This is a genomic window from Streptomyces sp. OfavH-34-F (assembly GCF_022347745.1).
Classification (GTDB): Bacteria; Actinomycetota; Actinomycetes; order Streptomycetales; family Streptomycetaceae; genus Streptomyces.
The window spans coordinates 1-5199 of record NZ_JAKRGC010000385.1 but is presented as its reverse complement, the minus strand read 5'-3'; the positions used below and the strand labels follow the sequence as shown (position 1 = coordinate 5199).

Below are 5199 nucleotides of genomic sequence, written 5' to 3'. Positions count from 1 at the left end.
TCTCTCCGGCTCGGGCTCGGGCGGCTCCGGCGGCCGGGGCGTCTCCACCGGGTCCGGTGCCGGACCGGGATCGACCGGAGCCGGGGGTTCCGGCCGCTCGGGCGCCGGCGGCTTCGCGGAGGCGGCCGGGACGGAGGGCCGCGCGGGACCGGCGGCCTCGTTCTTCCCGTCGCCCTTGTCGTCCTCCGGCCCGGCACTGGCCGACGCGCTCCCCGACGGCGAGGCGGAGGCGCTCGGCGACGCGCTCCTGCCCCCCTGCCCCCGCATCCCGGTGCCGCCGAGACGGGCGTGGCCGGTGGCCGTGACCGTGGCGTCGTTCGGCTCGGCGGCCGCGCCCCCGGGCTCGGCGGACCGGGAGGGCTTCGGCTCCGCCGCGTCCGAGCCGACGCTCATACAGCCGGTGGCCGTGGCGAGCGTCACAGCGGTGACGGCCGCCCAGCGGACGGGAACGGGGAACTGGCGCACGGGGCACCTCCGGGGCACGGGACGGGCAGGGCCTGACATGGACAAGCCGGGTTCGCCGTGCCCAACTCCCGTCACCCCGCCGGGGACACGCCCGCCGGGCAGTTTCGTGCGCCGGGCCTCACCCGTAGCCGAGCGCGTGCAGCCTCTCGTCGTCGATGCCGAAGTGGTGGGCGATCTCGTGGACGACGGTGATCTCCGTCTCCGCCACCACGTCCTCGCGGCTCTCGCACATCCGCAGGGTCGGCCCCCGGTAGATGGTGATGCGGTCCGGCAGGACGCCCGCGTACCACTCACCGCGCTCGGTCAGCGGCGTGCCCTCGTACAGCCCGAGCAGTTCCGGATCGTCGGCCTCCGGTTCGTCCTCGACGAACACCGCGACGTTGTCCATCAGCCGGGTCAGCTCCGGCGGAATCCGGTCCAGCGCCTCGGCGACCAGTTCCTCGAACACTTCTCGCGTCATCTCCAGCACCCGGCCATTGTCCCGTACGGCCTCCGGCCCCGTCCCGGGCCGGGCGGGGGGGGGAATACCGGGACCGTCCCGGGCCGGGCGGGGGGAATACCGGGACCGGGGCCGGGGCACAGGCATCGAATGGCCCGCGTCCCCCTCCCGTTCCGCCGTTCGCCCGGCAGCGCCTCCGTCCGCCAGGCCCCTACCGCGCCGCGCCCGTTCCTCCGGGCGCTCGGCATGGTCGCCGTCGTGCTGTTCGGCGCGTGGCTCGGGCTGCTCGCGGTCGGCGGCGTGCGCACGACGGTGGGCCCGATGGACACGACGATGACGCTGCGGCCCTCGCTCGGCGGCGGCACCCGGATCGACGTCTCCCCGCTCGGCGCCCTGGAACTGGACTCGCACCACGCGCCGGTCCGCCTGGACGTCGACGTGGACCGGCTCGACCCGGTCCGCTCCCAGGCCCTGGTCCGGCACCCGGAGCGGCTGGCCGGGCTGGAGGACGAGGTCACCGAGGACGTGGCCGCCGGCACCCGGGAGCTGGCCCTGCGCTCCTGCGTGGCGGTGGTCACCGGGGCCACCGCGCTGGGCCTGGCGGTCTACCGCAGGCCGCGCCGGGCGCTGGGCGCGGGCGGCCTGGCCCTGGCGCTCCTGGCCGCGTCCGGCGTCGGCGTGTACGCCACCTGGAACCCGAAGTCGGTGATGGAGCCCAAGTTCTCCGGGCTGCTCTCCAGCGCCCCGTCCGTCGTCGGCGACGCCCGCTCGATCGTCACCGACTTCGACGTCTACCAGCGGGAGCTGGCCCGCCTGGTCACCAACGTCACCAAGCTGTACGACGCCACCTCCACCCTCCCCGTCTACCGCCCGGACCCGGCGACCCTGCGCGTCCTGCACGTCTCCGACATCCACCTCAACCCGGCCGCGTGGCACATCATCGGCTCGCTCGTCGAGCAGTACGACATCGACGTGATCATCGACTCGGGCGACACCATGGACCACGGCACCGCCGTCGAGAACGGCTTCCTGGACCCCATCGCCGACCTCGGCGCGCCGTACGTCTGGGTGCGCGGGAACCACGACTCGGCGCAGACCCAGGAGTACCTGGAGAACCGGAAACGCTTCCCCGACGTGCACGTCCTGGACCAGGGCCGGGCGGTCAGCGTCGGCGGGCTGCGGGTGGCCGGGGTCGGCGATCCGCAGTTCACCCCGGACCGGACCGGCCCCGAGCAGGCCGCGGACGTCCAGAGCGTCGCCGGGCGCACGCTCGCCGCCGCCCTGCGCGAGCAGCGGCGCTCCGGCACCCCGGCGGACATCGCCGTCGCCCACGAGCCGGAGGCGGTGCGCGAGACGGACGGCGAGGTCCCGCTGGCACTGGCCGGCCATGTGCACCACCGGAGCAACGAGGTGCTGGACGGCGGTACGCGGCTGATGGTGGAGGGCTCGACGGGCGGCGGCGGACTGCGGGCCGTCCAGAACGAGAAGCCGGAGCAGGTGCTCGCCTCGGTGCTCTACCTGGACCGATCCACGCGCCGGCTCCAGGCGTGGGACGAGATCACGCTGGGCGGTCTCGGGCTGACCACGGCCGAGGTCAGCCGCCATCTGCCGCAGCCGGAGGCCGGGCCGGCGAGCCCTCCCCCGACCGCCCCCGCCCCGTCCCCGTGACCTCCCCGTGGACCTCGCCGTGGACCTCCTCGGAAACCTCCCCGGGAACGTGCCCGCAAACCGTTTTGGCGATCCCGCCGGCATCCCATATGCTTCTCACGTCCCCGACGCGCTGCGAAGCGCGCAGGTGGGCCCTTAGCCCTCATCGTCTAGTGGCCCAGGACGCCGCCCTTTCAAGGCGGTAGCACGGGTTCGAATCCCGTTGGGGGCACGCATGAACGTGTGCGAGACTTGTTCTCGCACATTGCTTGGTCCTGTGGAGCAGTTAGGAGTGCTCGCCACCCTGTCAAGGTGGAGGCCGCGGGTTCAAATCCCGTCAGGACCGCTGCAGTACGCGAGTGCTGCGTGGCTGGGTAGCTCAGTTGGTACGAGCGATCGCCTGAAAAGCGATAGGTCGCCGGTTCGATCCCGGCCCCAGCCACCGTGTGAGAAGCCCCCGACGAATACTCGTCGGGGGCTTCTTCGTTTCGTGCTTCTACGCTTCAGGGCTCCCCTGTTCGGGGCTTCCCGGGCGTGCGGTTCAGCCGGTCACCGGCTCCGGTTCCCGCGCCGTGCTCTCCGCGATCTCCGCGAGGAGAGCCAACTGCCGGGTCTGCACCCGCGCGGAGAGTTCCGTGACCCGCCGGGCGTGCTCGGCCGTGGGGCACCACAGGAGCTGGGCGACGAGGAAGCGGCCCCGGTCCGGGACCACGACGAGGTCCGGCCACAGCTCACCGGCCCGCCGGGCGCGCGCCTCGATCTCCGGGCCCAGGTCCCCCCGGTGGCCCGTCGGGCGGACGAAGTCGGGGGTCCGCTCCATCCGCGCGTACCAGTCCACCGTGTCCGCGGCATAGGCGCGGCGGAACTCCTCGTCGTACGCCCCGCTCCGCAGCCGGAGCAGGGTCTCGCGGGCGCGGCGCGGGTCGTCGTGGACGGCGAGCGGCAGCCGGTGGCGCCGGACGGTGCGGTGGCGGCGGGTGCCGCTGTCGTCCAGCAGGAACGCCGTGCGCTCGTGCACCGTCGTGAAGCGCAGTCCCCGGTCGGCCATGCGCAGCCACAGGTCCCAGTCCTCCAGCCCGTCCCCGGCGCGCCAGCCGCCCGCCTCCTCGGCGAGGGGACGGCGGTGCGCGACCCGCGAGGGCTCGAACACCGGGCCGAGGAGCTGGATCTCGGGGTGCCAGACCACCTCCAGCAGGTCGGAGCGCGAGGTCACCGCACCGGTGGCGTCCCTGCGCTCGCAGCCGGTCGCGACGAGTTCGGCGCCCGCCTCGAAGGCGGTCAGCAGCACCCGGAGATGGTCCGCCCGCCAGGTGTCGTCGTGGTCGAGGTAGGCGGCGAACTCGCCGCGCGCCCCGGCCAGCCCGATCATGCGCGGGCCGCTGGGATGGCCGTGCCGGGGCGTGCGGACGAGCCGGATGCGCGGGTCCTCGGCGGCGGCGGCGCGCACCACGTCGTCCGTGTCGTCGGTGCTGCCGTCCGAGACCACCAGCAGCTCCCAGTCCGGGAAGGACTGCGCCCGGACGGAGTCCAGGGTGGGCACGAGCGCGCCGGAGCGGTTGTACGTGGGGCAGACGACCGAGAAGCGCGGGGCGGGGCTCATGCGGGGCCCGCCCCGCTCCGGTCACCGGCCGCCGGGCCGGGGTCGCCCGGACCGGCCAGGAAGGGCAGCCCGGTGCTCCCGCCGGTCAGCACGGTCTCCATGGCCAGCAGGACCCCCGCCGCGCCGGTCGCCAGGTCCGTGGACAGGCGCAGGCACTGCTCGCCCAGGAAGGCGGGGCTCTCCCCGTACGGCACGGCGTGGAGGCCGAGCCCGGCGAGATGGGGGGACAGGTCCCGCTCCGGGCCGGCGCCGGGCCGGGTGGCCGCCAGGGCGTGCTGGGCCAGGACCGCGCCGGCCCGGCCGGTGAACACCCCGGCGTGCCCGAAGAACGGGATGGCGAGCCGTTCCCGGGAGACCTCGCGGAAGAGGGCCAGCTCCGGGTCCGGCGCATGGGCCAGCACCCGGTCCGCGACGAGCGCGATGCCCGCGCCGCCCGCGATCACCGGCGCGGACCACTGGCCGTGCGGGGTCCTGGCCTCCGCGTCGGCCGCCCAGCCGCACTCGGCGAGGTCGGCGCGCAGGGCCTCGGCGGCCAGGTCGAGGTACTTCTGCTCGCCGGTGCGCTCGAAGAGGCGGACCAGGAAGAGCGCCTGCCCGGAACCGCCGTGCAGGAGGCCCGGCCGGTGCCGCCCGCTGCTCGCCGCGCCCGTGATCCGCTCGGCGAGGTGGACGGCCTCCTCGACGTGGGCGGGGTCGCCGTGCCGTCCGGCGAAGTGCAGCAGGGCGAGCCCGATCCCGGAGCGCCCGCTGAAGAGGCTGTCGTCGAGGTCGTCGGCGGCCCAGCGGGCCCGGGCCCGGTCCAGGACCTCCCGGGCGGGCGCGGCCGTCCCGAGCGCGTCGAGCGCGAAGGCGATCCCGCACAGGCCGTCGTAGAAGCCCGGCTCGTCCACGCGGGCGCTCGCGGAGACCAGCCAGTCGAGGTGCTCCCGCGGCACCTCCGCGCCGGCCTGCGCCAGGGCCCAGGCCACGCCCGCCGCCCCGTACGCGAGGTTCGCGCCGCCGCCGCTGCCGTGGAACTGCGCGATGTCGCCGGGGTAGAGCCGGTCGG

5 protein-coding genes and 3 tRNA genes are annotated in these 5199 nt (G+C 75.1%); 4 read left to right on the top strand and 4 right to left on the bottom strand.

Going from position 1 to position 5199, the window contains the following annotated elements; genetic code table 11:
- A partial coding sequence (locus MHW47_RS31605) for a hypothetical protein (RefSeq protein WP_239227296.1) occupies positions 1 to 465 on the bottom strand: 465 nt, incomplete at its 3' end.
- 118 nt (positions 466 to 583) lie between these two features.
- On the bottom strand, positions 584 to 934 hold the full coding sequence (locus MHW47_RS31600) for a metallopeptidase family protein (RefSeq protein ID WP_239227295.1): 351 nt from the start codon (positions 932 to 934) through the stop codon (positions 584 to 586).
- Positions 935 to 1054: 120 nt separating this feature from the next.
- Between MHW47_RS31600 and MHW47_RS31595 the strand changes: the two genes are divergently transcribed.
- The 4 genes from MHW47_RS31595 to MHW47_RS31580 all read left to right on the top strand — a co-directional run bounded on the left by MHW47_RS31595 (position 1055) and on the right by MHW47_RS31580 (position 2993).
- The gene (locus tag MHW47_RS31595; RefSeq protein WP_239227294.1) at positions 1055 to 2572 is read left to right on the top strand and encodes a metallophosphoesterase; all 1518 of its coding nucleotides are present in this window, start codon (positions 1055 to 1057) and stop codon (positions 2570 to 2572) included.
- 138 nt (positions 2573 to 2710) lie between these two features.
- A tRNA-Glu gene (locus MHW47_RS31590) sits at positions 2711 to 2783 on the top strand.
- Between the two features lie 39 nt (positions 2784 to 2822).
- Positions 2823 to 2897, top strand: a tRNA-Asp gene (locus tag MHW47_RS31585).
- 22 nt (positions 2898 to 2919) lie between these two features.
- Positions 2920 to 2993, top strand: a tRNA-Phe gene (locus tag MHW47_RS31580).
- A 99-nt stretch (positions 2994 to 3092) separates the two neighbouring features.
- On the opposite strand, the gene MHW47_RS31575 is transcribed toward MHW47_RS31580, so the two are convergent.
- On the bottom strand, positions 3093 to 4151 hold the full coding sequence (locus MHW47_RS31575) for a glycosyltransferase (RefSeq protein WP_239227293.1): 1059 nt from the start codon (positions 4149 to 4151) through the stop codon (positions 3093 to 3095).
- Positions 4148 to 5199: lanthionine synthetase C family protein (locus MHW47_RS31570; RefSeq protein WP_239227292.1), on the bottom strand; the 1052-nt coding region annotated here is incomplete at its 5' end. The genes MHW47_RS31575 and MHW47_RS31570, both read right to left, overlap by 4 nt.

Bases quoted from the DNA above. Each gene is read 5' to 3' on its own strand.
- MHW47_RS31575 (WP_239227293.1), bottom strand. From the start codon at position 4,151: ATGAGCCCCGCCCCGCGCTTCTCGGTCGTCTGCCCCACGTACAACCGC.
- MHW47_RS31595 (WP_239227294.1), top strand. From the start codon at position 1,055: ATGGCCCGCGTCCCCCTCCCGTTCCGCCGTTCGCCCGGCAGCGCCTCC.